This is a genomic window from Ornithinimicrobium sp. (assembly GCF_051004135.1).
Taxonomy (GTDB): Bacteria; Actinomycetota; Actinomycetes; order Actinomycetales; family Dermatophilaceae; genus Ornithinicoccus.
The window spans coordinates 1-16,109 of sequence record NZ_JBPCKQ010000113.1 but is presented as its reverse complement, the minus strand read 5'-3'; the positions used below and the strand labels follow the sequence as shown (position 1 = coordinate 16,109).

Genomic DNA, 16,109 nt, shown 5'->3' with positions numbered 1-16,109 from the left:
CGTCGGCCCCGGAGCCGGTCGCCCTCGAGGATTTGGACTGAGGTCCGCCACCGTCCAGCCCGCGGCCGCCCAGGTCATCGCCGCACCCCCGGGGTGCGACGATGACCTGGGCGGTGTCGTGATCGCTCACCATTGCCCAGGAAGCAGGACCACCATGACGACCAGCCACTGCCGGGTCCAGCTGCCGCCACGCAGCGAGCCGGTCACCGGCACGCTGCGCCTGCACATCCTTGACGCGGCGCGACAAGATGCTGCCGCGACCGTGCTCGCCGGCACCGAGACCAGCCCTGTGACGTTGTCCGCGGACGAGCCCCTGGACGTCGCCGTGGATCTCGACCTCTGGACTGCCGACGTCAGCACGCTGCAGACGCTCAGCGTCGAGGCGCTGCTCGATGTCGACGGCAGCGGGGAGACCAGCGTGGGCGACTACCGCACGGTGGAGCACATCGCTGTGCCGACGGGTCGCACCCGGCCGGATGCACCGGTGCCGGTGCCGCTGCGCCGGGTGACCTAACCCCGGCTGAGACTGAAGACCGGCTGTCCTGGGTCGCTCTGCTGCAGTGAGCAGGCGAACTGCTGGATCTCGCCGCTGGGCGGCACGCCCAGCTCGCGGCGCAGCTGCCGGCCGAACCGCGTCAGCGAGCGCAGCGCCTGAGCGCTGTTGCCCTCGGCGGCATAGATCTGGGCCAGCAGGAGCCGCGTGGTCTCCCGGTAGGGCTCGACCTGGATCGCAGCCAGGGCGGCTTGCTCGGCCGGGCCGTAGTGCCCGCGGGCCAGCCAGTGCCGAGCAGCGTCCTCCAGCGCTCGCAGCCGCAGCATCGCAAAGCTGCGCTTGTCGGCGGCCAGCCACTCGTCGGGCCATCCCGGGAGCAGGCGTGAGGTGAGCAGTGCCGCGGCCGCGGTGCCGCCGGCTCCGAGCGCTGTGTCGCACAGCCCGGCTCCGGACGCCGCGGTCAGCTCCACCGCGTGGCAGCGGGCACGGTGCAGATCGACGTCGACCCCGTGCCCGAGACAGACCTGGTGCCCGTGGCCGACCAGCAGACCGGGGGCTGCGCCCCGGATCCGGTAGAGCACGTCCCTGACGCGCCCCAGCGCGGCCGCGTCGTCGTAGTCGGGCCAGAGGATGGCCGCGATCTGCTCGCGGCTGACCCGGTCACGAACTGCCACGGCGGCGACCAGCCGCTGTGCCTGTGCGCTGAGCCGGATCTGCTGGTGACCGGGGACGCGCAGATCGAAGTGCCCCAGCACCTCGATCCGGTATGGCGTCTCTCCAGCGAGCATCGCCACCTCGCTTCGGCCCATGTCAGTCCAGAGCGCCGAGACGACCCTGAGATACCTCGCTCCCGCGCGTCACACCCTCCGGATCGCCCAGCCCAGGCTGTCTGCAGCATCGACGAAGACCCCGGACAGGTCCGGATGGTCCAAGGCCCTGGCGAGCGCAGGACCGTCCGGGAAGGAGTCGAGGGCCGGGGCGAAGAGCACCACCATCGGTCGTAGTGTGATCGTCGACGGGGCACGCAACCCATCCAGTTCGGGCCACGTCTCCCGGATCGCCTGCGCCCACCTGCGGCAGGTGCTTCGGGGCGCCGCATGCAACGACGCCGAAGCGCCGTTGCGGACCGCCCAGGTGCCGGTGAGGTCCAACAGCTCCAACGCCCTGGTGGGTGTCCAGCCGACGAGGGCATGCGCAGCGGACAGCGTGATCGCGCGACGGTGCACAAATACCTCACCGAGAGTGGGGGTGACCTCCGGTGCTGCATACATGACCGCCGAATCCGGGTCGTCCCCGGGCGGCTCGGGGTGCGGGTCCCACCGAGAGTCCACGGGTCCCCAGGTGCGCATCTGATCCCACCGTTGCCGGTAGGGCCCGACCGTCCGGTGAACTCGCCACAGCGCCTCGGTGTGCACCACCACATCACCCTGGTTTGCGGACAAGGGTCCCGGCGGGCGGCGGGAATTCTTCGGTGTCACGATCGTCCGAGGTCCTCCGCCAGTCGAACCACCGGTGCAGCGTCGCCGTCGTGACCCAACCACTCGACCGGGCTGCGATCGCCCAACGGCTCACGTCGAGTCGTCATGAACGTCTCGACATCCAGCGGATGCAGGTCAGGTGGCAGCGCAGCGGTCACGCTGCGCAGGCCGGGCAGGGGCCTGTCGTCGGGGAACTGCCAAGCCGGGAAGACATGCTCGTGTGCGCGGGTGCGCCCCGCCGCGAACAGCTCTCCGCGGGCCGCGGAGCGGCGGACATTGGCCGGTGCCCGCCCGAGCTTGTGCGCCACCTCACCCGTCGTCAGACCGCGCGCCGCCTGCGCATCCGCCCGCACCGTCGACCATGCGATCCGCTGCCGAGCCTCCGCTTGGGATGCCTGGCCAACGGAGTCAGGCGACACCCCACCTCGCTCGACCAGGAAGCTCCGCTCGGACTCGGTGAGCGCGTCCGTGGAGTCGACGACATCCGCCAGGATCGACAAGAACTCCTCCGGCGCCAGGTCCACACCGCGCTCGGCCAGCGTCTGGCCGAGCACCCGCTGCTGCCCCTCATCCATGCACACCATGATACACTGCATCTGCCCATACCCACGAAGCACCACTGGCAGACGCGGATCTCGTCGCATCATGATGCTAGGCTGACCGCATGCGCACGACGATCACCTTCGATGCCGACACGGCTGCTGTGGTGGAGCAGCTGCGCCGCCAACGTGGCAGCGGCGTCAGCGCCGCGGTCAACGAGCTGGTCCGGCGGGGTGCGGCCGTCCGCCCACCGTCTGCCACGTTCGTGCAGCGCACGTCGGCAGGGCACGCGACGCGAGACGTCAGCGACATCGCCGCGGTGCTCGACGACCTCGACCAGGCGCACGGCGCGACCGGTCTGCGATGATCGTCGATGCCAACCTGCTGCTCTACGCCGAGGACGAGTCCAGCCCGTTCCATCCCCGCGCACGGTCCTGGCTCGAAGCGGTGCTCAACGGCGCCACCCGGGTCGCTCTGCCCTGGCCGTCTCTGCTCGCTTTCGCCCGCATCCGCACCCACCCCGGCATCTACCGCGCACCCCTGACCGGAGCCGAGGCGTGGAGCCGGGTCCACGACTGGCTCGCGGCGCCTGCCGCCTGGGTCCCCCACCCGGGCGCCCGCCATGCCGAGATCCTCGGAGAGCTCATCGAGCACTACCACCTCTCGGGGAACGCCCTTCCGGATGCCCACCTCGCCGCACTGGCGATCGAGCACGGCGTCGCGGTCTGCTCCGCCGACACCGACTTCGCGCGGTTCGCCGAGGTGCGCTGGGTCAACCCGCTGCGCGACTGACGTCGCGCCGGCCCTGCCGTGCTTGTGCGCAGGCAGTCAGGGACGTCGAGCGTCGACCAGGTCCTCGATGATGCGCAGGTCGGCGACGTCGTAGGTCAGCAGTGGGACCTTCTCGACGACGGCCGTCGCCGCGATGGCGAGGTCGATCTGTCGTCGGCGGGGCATGCCGCCCCGCCGAGCGAAAGCCGCGGCGAGTCTGCCCCATTCCCGCGCGACCTCGGTCGTGACCGGCAGCGGGTCGAAGGTGGCCTCCGCGGCTGCCAGCCGACCCAGCCGCCGCGCCCGCTCCTGCTCGTCCGTCACCAGGAGCGCGCCGAAGTGCAGCTCGGTGATCGTCACGACACTGATCGAGGCCTCGACACCGGCGGGGGGCCGTTCACCGATCAGGACCGAGGTGTCCAGCAGCGCCCTCACCGTGGGAACGGGTCAACGACACCGGCGTCCAGCATCTCCAGGTCGGTGTCGAGGCCACGTGGTGCTGGTCCTCGCCAGAGGGCCGCGAGCCGGGGTCCGGACACCCAGCGTCGCGGCGCTGCCGGAGAGAGCTCGGCCACGGGTCGACCGGCGACCGTGACGGTCAGCGACTCACCCGCCTCCACCCGCCGCAGCACCGCGCCGACCTGGTTGCGCAGCTCCTTCTGGGGAATGGAATCCACGGCTCCCCTGGCGTCGACTCGTGCAGGTCTCGGTGGACTCATGCACGGCGCGCGGAGTGCACAAGTCCACCGAGAACTGCACGAGTGGCCCGAGGCCGGCACGAGTGCACCGAGGACGCCATCAGTCAGCAGCGGGCTTGACCGGCCAGCGGGCCGCATCCTTCACGGGGGCTCGGCGCCGGTGGGCTTCGGGCGCGCCAAACGTCGGTAGGCTCCGGGGCATGGCCGGACTCTTCCAGGACTACCCGCTGGCAGCCGACAAACACGACGAGATGTTCGCCTACGGGGAGTCGGCCGAGGAGTCCGTGCGTACGGCATACCAGCAGCTCTCCGGCACCGTTGAGGAGGTCGGCTCAGACGACCTGCAGTCGCGCTCGGAGTACCTGTCCTCCACCTACCGCGACCAGGGCATCACCTTCGACATCGGCGGCGAGGAGCGGCCCTTCCCCCTCGACATCATGCCGCGAGTCATCGACGCCGACGCCTGGGCACACGTCGAGGCCGGCGTCGCCCAGCGCGTCGGCGCGCTGGAGCGGCTGCTGTCCGACGTCTACGGTCCCGGCCAGATCTTCGCCGACGGCATCCTGCCCAAGCACGTGGTGACCTCCTCCAGCCACTTCCATCGTGCCGCGTCCGGCATCGAGCCGCTCAACGGGGTGCGCGTCCACGTCTCGGGCATCGACCTGATCCGCGACGGCAACGGCGACTTCCGGGTGCTCGAGGACAACGTGCGCATCCCGTCCGGGGTGTCCTACGTGCTGACCAACCGCCGGGCCATCAGCCAGACCCTGCCCGAGGCCGTCTCCACCCACCGCATCCGCCCGGTCGCGGCATACCCACAAAAGCTCCTCGCTGCCCTGCGCGCCGCCGCCCCCAGCGGCGTGGCCGACCCCACCGTGGTGGTGCTGACACCCGGGCCCTACAACTCGGCCTACTTCGAGCACTCGCTGCTGGCCCGGCTGATGGGCTGCATGCTCGTGGAGGGCCGCGACCTTGTCGCCCAGGCCGGGCGCGTGATGATCCGCACCACGCACGGCCTGGCCCCGGTGCACGTGATCTACCGCCGGGTCGACGACGAGTTCCTCGACCCGGTGCACTTCAACCCCACGTCCGTGCTCGGCTGTCCCGGGCTGCTCAACGCCGCCCGCGCCGGCAACGTCACCATCGCCAACGCCGTCGGCAACGGCGTGGTCGACGACAAGCTGATGTACACCTACCTGCCCGACATCGTGCGTTACTACCTCGGCGAGGAGCCCATCCTGCCCAACGTCGACACCTGGCGGCTGGAGGAGCCGGCGCACCGCGAGGAGGTCATGGACCGGCTGCACGAGCTCGTCGTCAAGCCGGTCGACGGCGCCGGGGGCAAGGGCATCGTGATCGGACCGCAGGCCAGCCGCGAGGAGCTGGAGACGTTGCGGCGCACGGTGACCCGGTCGCCGCGGGGCTGGATCGCCCAGCCGGTGGTGCAGCTGTCAACGGTCCCGACCATGATCGGGGAGACCATGCAGCCGCGGCACGTCGACCTGCGCCCGTTCGCGATCAACGACGGCAACAAGGTGTGGGTGCTGCCCGGCGGGCTGACCCGGGTGGCCCTGGGCGAGGGCGAGCTGATCGTCAACTCCAGCCGCGGCGGCGGCTCCAAGGACACCTGGGTGCTGGCCGGCGACGGCCGGCGCCGACGGATCGCGCCCCGGGCCCGGCCGGTCGAGCAGCCCGCCATGCCGCAGGTGCGGCTGCAGGAGTCGCAGGTCACGGCCAGCCAGTCCGAACAGCAACAGCAACAAGCGGCCGGTATGTCGGGGGTGGGCTCGTGCTGAGCCGCATCGCCGAGTCGCTGTTCTGGATCGGGCGCTACCTGGAGCGCGCCGAGGACACCTCCCGGCTGCTCGACGTGCACGTCCAGCTGCTGCTTGAGGACCCGGTCATCGACGAGGAGTCGGCTTCCCAGGCGCTGATCACCGTCATGGGCGTCGGCGCCGACGGCGAGACCGACCAGGCCAGCGTGATGCGGCTGCTCGGGTGGGACCCCGACTCCCCTGCCTCCATGGTCGCCGCTTTCTGGGGTGCCCGGGAGAGCGCCCGCCGATCCCGCGAGATCGTCTCCACCGAGATGTGGGAGGCGATCAACACCACCTGGAACATCATCGACCGCGGCCACATCCGTCGGGCCCGGCCCTCCCAGGCCTGCCAGACCATCCGGGAGCGGTGCGCAGTCATCTCCGGCATTGCCGACTCCACGATGAGCCACGACCAGGGCTGGCAGTTCCTGGTGCTCGGTCGGAGCCTGGAGCGGATCGACATGACCGCGCGGATGATCGAGGCCGCGGCCTACACCGCCGACTCCCCCCACGCCTGGGTGACCACCCTGCGCGCCTGCGGGGCGCACCACGCCTTCATCGGCACCTACCGCGGGGCCGACTCCGACCGCGAGGCCGCTGAGTTCCTGCTGCTGGACCGGCTCTTCCCCCGGTCCCTGGTGTTTTCCCTCAACCGCGCCGAGACGGCGTTGGCCAACCTCGACGTCGGCGAGCGCCGGGCCGGCTTCACCGGTGACGCCGTGCGTCTGATCGGTCGGGCCCGGGCGGAGCTGGAGTTCCGGCCGCTGTCCGACATCCTCAGCGACCTACCGGGACGGATGACCGCATTGCAACGCACCTGCAGCGAGGCCAACGACGCCGTGGCCCAGCGCTACTTCGAGGGCGCCAACCCGGTCACCTGGCACGCGGGGGTGAGGTGAGCATGATGCTGCGCATCGTCCACAAGACCGGATACGAGTACGCCGGGGGCGCCGTCGCCTCCTACAACCAGGCCCGGATGACGCCGCGCTCTACCCTGCACCAGCAGGTGCTGCATACCCGCGTGGAGATCAGCCCCCCGGCGTGGACCCACACCTACACCGACTACTGGGGCACCACGGTCACCGCCTTCGAGGTGCACGAGCGGCACGACACGTTGACCGTGACCTCCTCGGCCACGGTGGACGTGCGCCGTCCCGAGGTCCCCGGCGAGGCACTGAGCTGGGAGCAGGTGCGCGACCCCGCCACGCAGACCGAGCACAGCGAGTACCTGCAGATGAGCGACCAGGTCCGGCCACCGGATGACCTGCTGCACCGGGTGCAGGAGATGGCCCGGCAGGCCACGACGCCGGGCGACTGCGCACGGACCGTCGTGCAGACCATCCACGACGAGATGAGCTACGTCACCGGGTCGACCGGCGTGCACACGCACGCCTCGGATGCCTGGGAGAACCGGCAGGGCGTGTGCCAGGACATGGCCAACCTGACCATCGGGTGCCTGCGCTCGGTGGGGATCCCCACCTGCTACGTCTCCGGCTACCTGATGCCGCCCCGGGAACCGGAGGTCGGGGTGGTGCACACCGGCGAGTCGCACGCCTGGGTGCGCTACTGGGACGGGGTGTGGGTGGGCGCCGACCCGACCAACGCCATCCAACCCCGCGACCGGCACGTCGAGGTAGCCCAGGGGCGGCAGTACGGCGACGTGCCCCCGCTGCGCGGCATCTTCACCGGCATGGGCATCTCGACCATGTTCGTCGAGGTCGAGCTGACCCGGCTCAACTGAGGGCAGCTCAGCCGATCGAGACCAGGCCGGTGTGGTCATCGAGCGGCAGGTCGCCCTCGGTGGTCGCGGTGACGACGAGCTCGCCGAAGTCCATCCGGCCGTGATGCGTGGTCAGGAAGGCCGTGTCCGCAGCGTCCGCACCCGTGCCGATGCGCACCAGCGAGTGGCGCGGCGCCAGCCGGGTCGGGTCGACGACGCGCCAGGCTCCCTCGACGTAGGCCTCGACCACGGCGTGGAAGTCCATCGGGTCAAGACCCGGGGCGTAGGCACTCACCATCCGGGCCGGCACCCCGAGCGCGCGCAGCAGGGCGATGGTGAGGTGGCCGAAGTCGCGGCACACGCCGGCGCGCGCAAGATAGGTGTCCGAGGCGCCGTCGGTGACGCGCGAGGAGCCGATGACGTATGCGGTCTGCCCGGCCACGTAGTCGGTGACGCCGGTCAGGACCTCCACCCCCTCCAGGTCGCCGAACAACGCCCGGGCCGTGCTCTCCAGCCGGTCGACGTCGGCATACCGGCTCGGGCGCAGATACTGGATGCGGTCGTATGCCGTGAGCTCCTCGGCCGGGGAGCCGGAGGTGACCACGGCACGATAGTCGACCACGAAGTCCCCGGCCGGCACGTCCGGCAGGAAGTGCAGCACGGCGCCGTGCGGAGCCGGCACCTCCTGGGCCGAGACGGAGCGGCCGTCGACGGTGATGCTCAGCTCCTCCTGCACGGGGTCCGCCCCGCGGGCCACCACCACACTCAGGGCGATCTCGCACGGGCTGCGGACTGTGGCAGTGACGTGGGAGGTGACGGTGCGCTGCATGCCCCCATCGTTCCACCTCCCCAGGTCAGCGATGACCGGCCAGATCACGCACCTGACCGATCCAGCCGACCCGCGCCGGCGCGTGACGGCATAGGCTCCCCGGGTGGACGAGCAGGCGGATGGCCGACGCCAAAAGTCCGGCGCCGCGCGCGAGGAGGTGCGCGCCGCGCACTGGGCGCTCAGCTTCCTGACCGTGCTGCCGCTGCCCGACGTCGGTCACGTCCCCGGGGACCGTCCGGCGCGGGCGACCGCCTACTACCCCCTCGCAGGGTATGCCGTGGGCGGACTGGCCACCCTCGTGCTGCTGCTGCCGCTCGACCCCGGTCTTCGGGCTGCCCTGGCCCTGGCGGTGTGGTGGGGGCTGACCGGGTTGTTGCACCTGGACGGGCTGATCGACAGCGCCGACGCGCTGCTGGCTCCGGTGCCGGTCGCCCGGCGCCTGCAGATCCTGCGCGACGTCCACGTCGGCGCATTCGGCCTGGCCAGCGCCGTGCTGGTGACGCTCGTGGCCTGGACCGCCTTATCGGCCACCGAGTCCGTCCTGGCCCCGCTGGTCGCGGCCGTGCTGGCGCGTTCGCTCGTGCTGATCCCGATGCAGCTCTGGCCCGCGGCCCGCCCGGACGGGTTCGGCGTGGACGCCCAGTCCACCGCCCACTCGTGGCGTTGGGCGGCCGCCCTGGCTCTGGCGGCGCCGACCCTGCTGTTGCCCGGTGCCTGGCCGGCGTGGGTCGGTGCGCCGGTTGCGATGGCCTTGGTCGCACCCTGGGCCGCGCGACGTCTCGGGGGAGGGCTCACCGGCGACACCTACGGTCTGCTGATCGTGCTCGGCGAGCTCGGTGCGCTCGTGGCCCTCGCCGGCTGAGCTACTGAGGTGGTGCAGCGGCACCCTTCTGGAGACCTGCGCCAAGGCCCGACCACTCCTGGCCTCACTGGTGCACGATCTCGCACACTCATGCCCTGCGCGCGCAGTGCACCAGTGTGCGACATCGTGCACCAGTGGGCATGGGCTCCGGGTAGGCGGAGACACCACCGTGCCGACGGTTGCCGAGCCTCGTAGGCTCGCCCCCATGCGCGCGATCACGATTCCCTCCCCCGGCGGCCCCGCCGCCTTGGTCTCCGCCGACGTGCCCGCCCCCGAGATCGGCCCGGGCGAGGTGCTCGTCGACGTCGCCGCGGCCGGCGTCAACCGGGCCGACGTGGTCCAGCGCCAGGGCAACTACCCCCCGCCGCCCGGTGCCAGCGAGCTGCCCGGGCTGGAGGTCAGCGGTGTCCTGCGCGACGTCGGCGCGCAGGTCCACGACTGGGCGGTCGGTGACCGGGTGTGCGCGCTGCTCGCGGGAGGCGGGTATGCCGAGCAGGTGGCCGTCCCGGCGGGCCAGCTGCTCCCCGTGCCCGACGGGGTCGACCTCGTCGAGGCGGCCGCGCTGCCCGAGGTGGCCTGCACCGTCTGGAGCAACCTGGTCCTGGAGGCCGGTCTGAGCGACGGCGAGACCGTGCTGCTGCACGGCGGCTCCAGCGGCATCGGCACGATGGCGATCCAGGTAGCCCGGGCTCTCGGGGCGCGGGTGGCCGTCACCGCCGGCAGCCAGGCCAAGCTCGAGGCCTGCCGCGACCTCGGCGCGCAGATCCTGATCGACTATCGGGAGCAGGACTTCGTGGAGGAGATCCGCGCCGCGACCGAGGGCGCCGGAGCCGATGTGATCCTGGATCTGATGGGCGCGAAGTACCTGGACCGCAACCTACGGGCCCTGACCCGGGACGGCCGGCTCGTGGTCATCGGACTGATGGGCGGCGCCCGGGCCGAGCTCGACCTGGGCCGGATGCTGAGCAACCGGCTGCGGGTGATCGCCACCTCGCTGCGCTCCCGACCCGCCGATGGCAAGGCCGACATCGTGCGCGCCGTCCGCACTCAGCTGTGGCCCCTCATCGAGCAGGGCCGGGTGCGCCCGATCGTGCACGGCACTCATCCCCTGGAGCAGGCCCGGCGGGCACACGAGGAGCTGGAGGCCAGCCAGCACATCGGCAAGGTCCTGTTGACACTCTGACCAGCAGGTCAGTCACCGTCGGGCGGGGCGGGGATCAGGACGGTGCCCGGTCGTGGGGTGTCCCGCGTCCGGACCAACAGGTCCAGGATCTGCCGGGTCTCCCGGTCGACGTCGCGCACCTTCTCGATGTCCCACCACCGGGCGCGCCGGGCCTCGTGGGCCAGCCGGAGGTCCGGTCGGTCCAGCGCCGTCGCACGGAAGATCACGTCGATGCTCTGGGTATGTGGATGCACCCCCACCGCGATGTGGTCGCCGGGGTCGATGCGCAACCCGGTCTCCTCCAGCACCTCGCGGATCACGGCGTCGGCGGGGGGCTCGCCGTGCTCGAGCAGTCCGCCGGGCAGGCTCCACCCCTCGCGGTGTGCCTGGCGCAGCAACAGCACAGTCCCCTCGTGCTCGATTGCGCACACCGCCCCGACCGTGTAGTTGGGCGTGCCGGCTCGGACCAGTCCTCGTTTGAGCGGGCCGGGGATCCGGCGGAACACGGACAGCAGCGCCGTGCCGACCTTGCGCCGCAGGATGGGGAGGTCAGCCACGGGAGGTATGCCACCACTCGATGATCTCCTGGGCCAGCCAACCGGGCGCCTCCAGCATGGCCAGGTGGCCACGCCCCGACAGCGGGCGGAACCGCCACCCAGGGTGTCGCCGGGCCATCCGCAGCGCGGAGGAGAAGGCGACCAGCCGGTCGTGCGTCCCGTGGACCAGCAGCACCGGGGCGGTGATGTCGTCATAGGTCGCGTCGGCCTCCCGCCGCCGGGCCAGCACGCCGAACGTCGAGCGCAGCGCCTCGCTGTAGAGCGGGTCCTGCTCCGGGCGGGCGATCCGGTCGTGGGCCAGCTCGACGTGCCGCGCGACGACCTCGGGGGAGATCTGCTCCGGCGCGGTCGTGCACAGGCGCAGGGTGTCCCACACCGAGGCCTCAGGGGCCCGCCATCTGCGGCGGGCGCGAGCGATGATGGTCCCCAGGGCCGGTACGGAGTAGAGCCCGACCGCGGCCAGGGTGCCCGGACCGGGGACCGGACGCTGCGGTGGCACCGCAGGGTCGAGCAGCACGAGTCCTGCCAGCCGGTCCGGATGCGCTTCGGCATACCGGGCGGCGATCAGTCCGCCCATGGAGTTGCCGACCAGCAGCAACGGCATCGCCGCGGGGACCATCTGCTCGATGAAGGCGGCCAGCAGCTCGGTGTTGTCCCGCACACTCGCTCGACGGGTACCGGCCTGCGTGCGACCGAAGCCGACCAGGTCCGGAGCCAGACACCGGAACCGCGAGGTCAGCAGTGGGGCCAACGCCTCGAAGTTGACTCCCGAGCCCCCTAGTCCGTGCACGAAGAGACAGATCGCCTCCGGCGCCGCCGCAGGCCCGCCCAGCTCGACCCAGTGCACCCGGGCACCGAGCAGCTCGACGTAGGTGCCGGTCGGGGCCTCCGCTGCCGCGCTCACGCCAGGTCTCCGGCCACCGTGCGTCCGGCCGCGCGCCCCGAGAACAGGCAGCCGCCCAGGAAGGTGCCCTCCAGCGACCGGTAGCCATGCATACCGCCACCGCCGAACCCGGCGACCTCGCCCGCCGCATACAGCCCGGGGACGGGCCGGCCGTCCATATCGAGGGCCCGCGAGCCGAGGTCGGTCTGGATGCCGCCGAGGCTCTTGCGGGTCAGCACCCGCAGCCGAGCCGCCACCAGCGGACCGTGCGCCGGGTCCGCGAAGCGGTGCGGCGCGGCGGTGCGGGTCAGCCGGTCACCGCGGTAGCGCCGCGAGTTGGTCACCGCACTGAGCTGTGCGTCCTTGGTGTAGGGGTTGGCCAGCTGGGCGTCCCGGGCCTGCACCTGCCGCTGGACGGTCGCCGGGTCGAGCAGGTCGTCACCGGTCAGCGCGTTCATCCGGGCCACGAGCTCGGGCACGGTGTCGGCGGTGACCAGGTCGAGCCCCGCGTCGCGGAAGGCCCGCACCGGCTCGGGCAGGTCCGCGCGGGCGCGGCCCAGAACTTGGCGGACCGACCTGCCGGTCAGATCCGGGTTCTGCTCCGAGCCGGACAAGGCCCACTCCTTGCCCAGAATCGTGGTGGTGAGCACGAACCAGGAGTGGTCGTGCCCGGTCCGGCGCAGCTGAGCCAGGGTGCCGAGCGTGTCGAAGCCGGGGAAACACGGGGCCGGCAGGCGCCGACCGGTCGCGTCCAACCAGAGGCTGGAGGGGCCGGGCAGGATCCGGATGCCGTGCCCGGGCCAGACGGGGTCGTGATTCTGCAACCCCTCAGTGTAGTGCCACATCCGGTCGCGGTTGACCAGCCGTGCCCCGGTGTCCTGCGCCACCGCCAGCATCGCCCCGTCGACGTGGGCCGGGACCCCGGTGAGCATCTCCTGCGGCGGCGTGCCCAGCCGATCCGGCCAGTGCTGCCGGATCAGCGCATGGTTGGCCCCGATCCCTCCGCTGGTGACCACGACCGCCTCGGCGCTGAGCTCGAACTCCCCCACGACGCTGCGGGTGCTGCGCATACCCCGGGCGGCACCGTCGGTGGCCAGCACCTCCCCACGGACTCCACCGACCCGGCCGTCGGTGTCGACCAGCTCGGTGACCCGGTGCCGGCCGCGCAGTCGCAGCCGCCCCTGGGCCACCGCCTTCCGGCAGACCCGCTCGAAGGGGGCCACCACGCCGGGACCGGTGCCCCAGGTGACGTGGAAACGCGGCACCGAGTTGCCGTGCCCGGTGGCGGTGCCGTCGCCGCGCTCCGCCCAGCCGACGACGGGGAAGAACGAGACACCCAGCCCGCGCAACCACGCCCACTGGTCGCCCGCGGCCCACTCGACATACGCCCGGGCCCACTGCCGGCCCCAGTGGTCGCTGCCCTCCGGCCCGTCGACCCGGTCGAAGCCGGCGCTGCCCTGCCAGTCCGACCAGGCCAGCTCGACACTGTCGGTGATCCCCATCCGGCGCTGCTCGGGGGAGTCGACCAGGAACAGACCACCGAAGGACCACCAGGCCTGACCGCCCAGGTGCTCCCCGGACTCCTGGTCCACCAACACCACGGAGCGGCCGGCCTGCACCAGCTCGGCGGCGGTCACCAGCCCGGCCAGGCCGGCCCCCACGACCACGACATCTGCATCCACTGAATCGACTCCGGTCCACGTCGGGCACGTACTGGGCCAAGGTACCCGGCGGAGCCGACGTAGGCTCGGGGGCGATGGAACGCAGGGAGGGCCCGCCGGCGCAGGAGGGCAGCCGCCGGCTCTGGCTGCGGCGTGCCCGTCGCGTGCTGCTGATGGTGGTGCTGGTGGTGGCCGCGGCCGTCGGCGGCATCGCCGCGACCCGGTTGTGGCCCGTGACCGCGCATACCGACTACCTCTCCGCCCGGATCGCGCTGACCCTGACACCCTCGACCAGCTCGACCGTGCACACCCCGACGGTGCTGGGGGATATCGACCTGCAGTTCGACGGTCCCGTCCCGGCGCCGGGGATCGAGGCGCAGGTGCAGGTGCGCGAGGAGGTGACCGACCTGCTGACCCAGGGGCAGCTGGATCCTGCCGCCTTCCGGCCCGACCCCGAGCAGCTGCGGGCGACGATCAACGGCGCGCTGAGCGAAGTCGCCTGGAAGTTCGCCGGCGGCGCCCTGACCACGACCGCGGTATGCAGTGCGCTGTGGGTCCTCGGTCGGCGACGGGGCTCGTGGGGCCGGGCTGCGGTGGCCTCGGCCGGCGCCACGGTGCTCGCGCTCGCCCTGCCGGGCAGCGCTGCATACCTGACCTATCGCAGCGACAACCTGGCCGAGTACCGCACGACCAGCCTGCTCAGCCAGTTCGGGGAGGGGACCCTGTTCACCGACATCCGGGGGCAGGCGGTGCGGGCCGCGCCCTACGTGCAGAACCTGCTCGCGCTGTCCCAGGCGTTGCAGCAGGAGTTCACGCCCGAGGAGATCAGCGACCAGGTGGGGGCCCGGTTCCTGCTCATCTCGGACATTCACGGCCTGGACTACTACCCGCTGATCGAGCAGATCGTGGAGTCCGAGGACATCACGGCAGTCATCGACATGGGCGACCTGGTCAACTTCGGCCGGGTCGAGGAGGGCGAGGTGGCCGACATCTACGACGGTATCGAGGCGCTCGACGTGCCCTACGTCTTCGTGCGCGGCAACCACGGGGCGCGCTCGGCCACCGATGAGTCACTCGTGCGGCGGCTAGACCAGCTCGACAACGTCGCACTGGTGGAGCCCGGCGACGGTCAGTATGTCGAGGTGCAGGTCGCGGGTGTGCGCATCTCCGGCTACAACGACGTGCGCTTCTTCGCCCAGCAGAGCGCAGACTTCGCGGCCGACCAACAAGCCGCACTGGACGACTACGAGGCGGCGACAGAGGGGTTCCGGCCCGCCGACATCATGATCACCCACGAGCCCTACGGGGCATACCGCTTCGACCCGGCGGGAGTGACGGTCAACGGGCACATGCACACCCCCACCCTCAAGGGCCCGCACATCGGGGTCGGGTCGTTCACCGGTGGCGGGTTGTTCAACCACTTCCTGTTCCCCGAGGAGGAGGACGAGGACACCGTGGGTGAGCTGCCCGGCCAGCCCTACGCCTTCGACATCCTGACCATGGGGCAGGACTGCCAGGTGCTGTCACTCACCCGCTACTCTTACCGCAACCTGGTCTCAGGTCGACCGCAGTACGACGACGTGTCGTTGGTGAACGGGGCCACGATCGACCCCGAGCCACCGCAGGGCCGCACGTGCGGAGGCTCAGCGGAGGTGGTGCTGACCCCGATCGGGCCGGCGACCGGGGACCAAGACGGCGCCGGCGCGGGCTCGACCCAGGCCCCCTGAGAGCCCGCGCGGTCGCTCAGGCGCGCGCCGCCTCCTGCTCGAGGGCCTGCGCGACGGGCGTGGAGCCGTTGTTGAAGGCCAGTGTGCGACCACCGAGGTCGGTGCGGTCGACAACGGCTGCCAGGACTGCCGCCACGTCGGCACGCGTCACGCTGCCGCCCTGCACGCCGTTGTCGCCGGTGGCGATCTCGATCGCTCCGGTGGGCGGGTCGTCGGTCAGCCCGCTGGGCGCGAGGACGATGCCCTCGAGGGCCTCAGCCGCGCGCAGGTGCTCATCGGCGGCGGCCTTGGACTCGGCATAGACGAAGAACGGGTTGTCCTGCGGGATACCGTGGTCGGGGCCGGCGCCGAAGTAGGACAGCATGACGTAGCGCGGCACACCGGCGGACGCGGCGGCATCCATGCTGCGGATCGCGGCGTCCCGGTCCACGGCATGCGTGCGCTCGGGGTCGCCGCCTCCGGCGCCGGCGGTCCAGACGACCACGTCATAGCCGGTCAGGGCCTCGGTCATCGCCTCCGTGTCGGCGTGCTCGACGTCAAGCAGCACCGGTGCCGCGCCGAGGGTGCGGATCTCCTCGGCGTGGTCGGGGTTGCGGATGATGGACTCGACCTGGTGACCGGCCGCCAGCAGCAGGGGTGCTGCCGCGCGGGCGACCTTGCCGTGTCCGCCGATCAGTGCGATGCGTGCCATGGGGTGTCGTCATCTCCTGGTTCGAGGGGCCTAGCCCGAGTTTCCGATGATCGTGGGGTTCTGATGGTCTTCGGCTGAGTGAGTTGACGCGTCTTCCCTGGTGACACGCCGATCTGGTGCTTGGCAGTAGCCCTGATCTCGCATATGACCTAAAGTATGGCGAGTCTGTACAAGAAGGTGATCAGCGGCCGGCCGTACTGGTACCTGCGCGAGATGGGTT

The 16,109-nt window shown here is 71.5% G+C and carries 19 protein-coding genes; 9 read left to right on the top strand and 10 right to left on the bottom strand.

Annotated elements, in window-relative coordinates; genetic code table 11:
• The first annotated feature begins 154 nt into the window (after positions 1-154).
• Positions 155-514 (top strand): hypothetical protein, encoded by a 360-nt coding sequence (locus ACR2FV_RS06920; protein ID WP_434014958.1) that lies wholly within the window; start codon positions 155-157, stop codon positions 512-514.
• Here the strand turns inward: ACR2FV_RS06920 and ACR2FV_RS06915 are convergent.
• Genes ACR2FV_RS06915 through ACR2FV_RS06905 form a run of 3 tightly spaced genes read right to left on the bottom strand, consistent with a single transcriptional unit; the run spans position 511 to position 2,546 of the window.
• Positions 511-1,302 (bottom strand): AfsR/SARP family transcriptional regulator, encoded by a 792-nt coding sequence (locus ACR2FV_RS06915; protein WP_434014957.1) that lies wholly within the window; start codon positions 1,300-1,302, stop codon positions 511-513. The two genes, ACR2FV_RS06920 and ACR2FV_RS06915, sit on opposite strands and share 4 nt — an antisense overlap.
• Positions 1,303-1,350: 48 nt before the next feature.
• Positions 1,351-1,911 (bottom strand): RES family NAD+ phosphorylase, encoded by a 561-nt coding sequence (locus ACR2FV_RS06910; protein WP_434014956.1) that lies wholly within the window; start codon positions 1,909-1,911, stop codon positions 1,351-1,353.
• 56 nt (positions 1,912-1,967) lie between these two features.
• The gene (locus ACR2FV_RS06905; RefSeq protein WP_434014955.1) at positions 1,968-2,546 is read right to left on the bottom strand and encodes a hypothetical protein; all 579 of its coding nucleotides are present in this window, start codon (positions 2,544-2,546) and stop codon (positions 1,968-1,970) included.
• An 89-nt stretch (positions 2,547-2,635) separates the two neighbouring features.
• Between ACR2FV_RS06905 and ACR2FV_RS06900 the strand changes: the two genes are divergently transcribed.
• Together ACR2FV_RS06900 and ACR2FV_RS06895 are read left to right on the top strand one after the other, a co-directional pair.
• Positions 2,636-2,878 carry a CopG family transcriptional regulator gene (locus ACR2FV_RS06900; protein WP_434014954.1) on the top strand — a complete coding sequence of 81 codons (243 nt, stop codon included), beginning with the start codon at positions 2,636-2,638 and terminating at the stop codon, positions 2,876-2,878.
• Complete coding sequence (locus tag ACR2FV_RS06895) at positions 2,875-3,303, top strand: TA system VapC family ribonuclease toxin (RefSeq protein ID WP_434014953.1); 429 nt, start codon at positions 2,875-2,877, stop codon at positions 3,301-3,303. Before ACR2FV_RS06900 ends, ACR2FV_RS06895 begins: the two co-directional genes overlap by 4 nt.
• A 36-nt stretch (positions 3,304-3,339) precedes the next feature.
• Here the strand turns inward: ACR2FV_RS06895 and ACR2FV_RS06890 are convergent, their stop codons facing one another.
• Positions 3,340-3,717 carry a PIN domain-containing protein gene (locus ACR2FV_RS06890; RefSeq protein ID WP_434014952.1) on the bottom strand — a complete coding sequence of 126 codons (378 nt, stop codon included), beginning with the start codon at positions 3,715-3,717 and terminating at the stop codon, positions 3,340-3,342.
• Positions 3,714-3,959: a type II toxin-antitoxin system Phd/YefM family antitoxin gene (locus ACR2FV_RS06885; RefSeq protein WP_434014951.1), complete on the bottom strand. Its 246-nt coding sequence runs from the start codon at positions 3,957-3,959 to the stop codon at positions 3,714-3,716. Before ACR2FV_RS06885 ends, ACR2FV_RS06890 begins: the two co-directional genes overlap by 4 nt.
• 221 nt (positions 3,960-4,180) lie before the next feature.
• Between ACR2FV_RS06885 and ACR2FV_RS06880 the strand changes: the two genes are divergently transcribed.
• The 3 genes from ACR2FV_RS06880 to ACR2FV_RS06870 are packed head-to-tail and all read left to right on the top strand — an operon-like array spanning position 4,181 to position 7,538.
• Positions 4,181-5,776 (top strand): circularly permuted type 2 ATP-grasp protein, encoded by a 1,596-nt coding sequence (locus ACR2FV_RS06880; RefSeq protein WP_434014950.1) that lies wholly within the window; start codon positions 4,181-4,183, stop codon positions 5,774-5,776.
• Positions 5,770-6,696 carry an alpha-E domain-containing protein gene (locus ACR2FV_RS06875; RefSeq protein ID WP_434014949.1) on the top strand — a complete coding sequence of 309 codons (927 nt, stop codon included), beginning with the start codon at positions 5,770-5,772 and terminating at the stop codon, positions 6,694-6,696. Before ACR2FV_RS06880 ends, ACR2FV_RS06875 begins: the two co-directional genes overlap by 7 nt.
• 5 nt (positions 6,697-6,701) lie before the next feature.
• On the top strand, positions 6,702-7,538 hold the full coding sequence (locus ACR2FV_RS06870) for a transglutaminase family protein (protein WP_434014948.1): 837 nt from the start codon (positions 6,702-6,704) through the stop codon (positions 7,536-7,538).
• 7 nt (positions 7,539-7,545) lie between these two features.
• Here ACR2FV_RS06870 and ACR2FV_RS06865 read toward each other — a convergent pair whose 3' ends face one another.
• A complete protein-coding gene (locus ACR2FV_RS06865) occupies positions 7,546-8,346 on the bottom strand; it encodes a transglutaminase-like domain-containing protein (protein ID WP_434014947.1) in 801 nt (266 codons plus the stop codon).
• Positions 8,347-8,449: 103 nt separating this feature from the next.
• Here ACR2FV_RS06865 and ACR2FV_RS06860 point away from each other — a divergent pair, with 103 nt between their 5' ends.
• On the top strand, positions 8,450-9,208 hold the full coding sequence (locus ACR2FV_RS06860) for an adenosylcobinamide-GDP ribazoletransferase (RefSeq protein ID WP_434014946.1): 759 nt from the start codon (positions 8,450-8,452) through the stop codon (positions 9,206-9,208).
• A 205-nt stretch (positions 9,209-9,413) separates the two neighbouring features.
• Positions 9,414-10,391 carry an NAD(P)H-quinone oxidoreductase gene (locus tag ACR2FV_RS06855; protein ID WP_434014945.1) on the top strand — a complete coding sequence of 326 codons (978 nt, stop codon included), beginning with the start codon at positions 9,414-9,416 and terminating at the stop codon, positions 10,389-10,391.
• An 8-nt stretch (positions 10,392-10,399) separates the two neighbouring features.
• Here ACR2FV_RS06855 and ACR2FV_RS06850 read toward each other — a convergent pair whose 3' ends face one another.
• The 3 genes from ACR2FV_RS06850 to ACR2FV_RS06840 are packed head-to-tail and all read right to left on the bottom strand — an operon-like array spanning position 10,400 to position 13,492.
• Positions 10,400-10,927, bottom strand: coding sequence for an NUDIX hydrolase (locus ACR2FV_RS06850; RefSeq protein WP_434014944.1), 528 nt, complete (start codon positions 10,925-10,927; stop codon positions 10,400-10,402).
• Positions 10,920-11,831, bottom strand: coding sequence for an alpha/beta fold hydrolase (locus ACR2FV_RS06845; protein ID WP_434014943.1), 912 nt, complete (start codon positions 11,829-11,831; stop codon positions 10,920-10,922). The genes ACR2FV_RS06850 and ACR2FV_RS06845 overlap by 8 nt, the downstream gene beginning before the upstream one ends.
• A complete protein-coding gene (locus ACR2FV_RS06840; protein WP_434014942.1) occupies positions 11,828-13,492 on the bottom strand; it encodes an FAD-binding dehydrogenase in 1,665 nt (554 codons plus the stop codon). The genes ACR2FV_RS06845 and ACR2FV_RS06840 overlap by 4 nt, the downstream gene beginning before the upstream one ends.
• Positions 13,493-13,566: 74 nt before the next feature.
• Between ACR2FV_RS06840 and ACR2FV_RS06835 the strand changes: the two genes are divergently transcribed.
• Positions 13,567-15,198 carry a metallophosphoesterase family protein gene (locus tag ACR2FV_RS06835; protein WP_434014941.1) on the top strand — a complete coding sequence of 544 codons (1,632 nt, stop codon included), beginning with the start codon at positions 13,567-13,569 and terminating at the stop codon, positions 15,196-15,198.
• A gap of 16 nt (positions 15,199-15,214) precedes the next feature.
• Here the strand turns inward: ACR2FV_RS06835 and ACR2FV_RS06830 are convergent, their stop codons facing one another.
• On the bottom strand, positions 15,215-15,889 hold the full coding sequence (locus ACR2FV_RS06830) for an NAD(P)H-binding protein (protein ID WP_434014940.1): 675 nt from the start codon (positions 15,887-15,889) through the stop codon (positions 15,215-15,217).
• Positions 15,890-16,109: the final 220 nt, after the last annotated feature.

Coding starts and splice junctions, on each gene's coding strand:
- ACR2FV_RS06920 (WP_434014958.1), top strand. CDS start 155: ATGACGACCAGCCACTGCCGGGTCCAGCTGCCGCCACGCAGCGAGCCG.
- ACR2FV_RS06915 (WP_434014957.1), bottom strand. CDS start 1,302: ATGGGCCGAAGCGAGGTGGCGATGCTCGCTGGAGAGACGCCATACCGG.
- ACR2FV_RS06905 (WP_434014955.1), bottom strand. CDS start 2,546: ATGGATGAGGGGCAGCAGCGGGTGCTCGGCCAGACGCTGGCCGAGCGC.
- ACR2FV_RS06900 (WP_434014954.1), top strand. CDS start 2,636: ATGCGCACGACGATCACCTTCGATGCCGACACGGCTGCTGTGGTGGAG.
- ACR2FV_RS06895 (WP_434014953.1), top strand. CDS start 2,875: ATGATCGTCGATGCCAACCTGCTGCTCTACGCCGAGGACGAGTCCAGC.
- ACR2FV_RS06880 (WP_434014950.1), top strand. CDS start 4,181: ATGGCCGGACTCTTCCAGGACTACCCGCTGGCAGCCGACAAACACGAC.
- ACR2FV_RS06870 (WP_434014948.1), top strand. CDS start 6,702: ATGCTGCGCATCGTCCACAAGACCGGATACGAGTACGCCGGGGGCGCC.
- ACR2FV_RS06865 (WP_434014947.1), bottom strand. CDS start 8,346: ATGCAGCGCACCGTCACCTCCCACGTCACTGCCACAGTCCGCAGCCCG.
- ACR2FV_RS06855 (WP_434014945.1), top strand. CDS start 9,414: ATGCGCGCGATCACGATTCCCTCCCCCGGCGGCCCCGCCGCCTTGGTC.
- ACR2FV_RS06835 (WP_434014941.1), top strand. CDS start 13,567: ATGGAACGCAGGGAGGGCCCGCCGGCGCAGGAGGGCAGCCGCCGGCTC.
- ACR2FV_RS06830 (WP_434014940.1), bottom strand. CDS start 15,889: ATGGCACGCATCGCACTGATCGGCGGACACGGCAAGGTCGCCCGCGCG.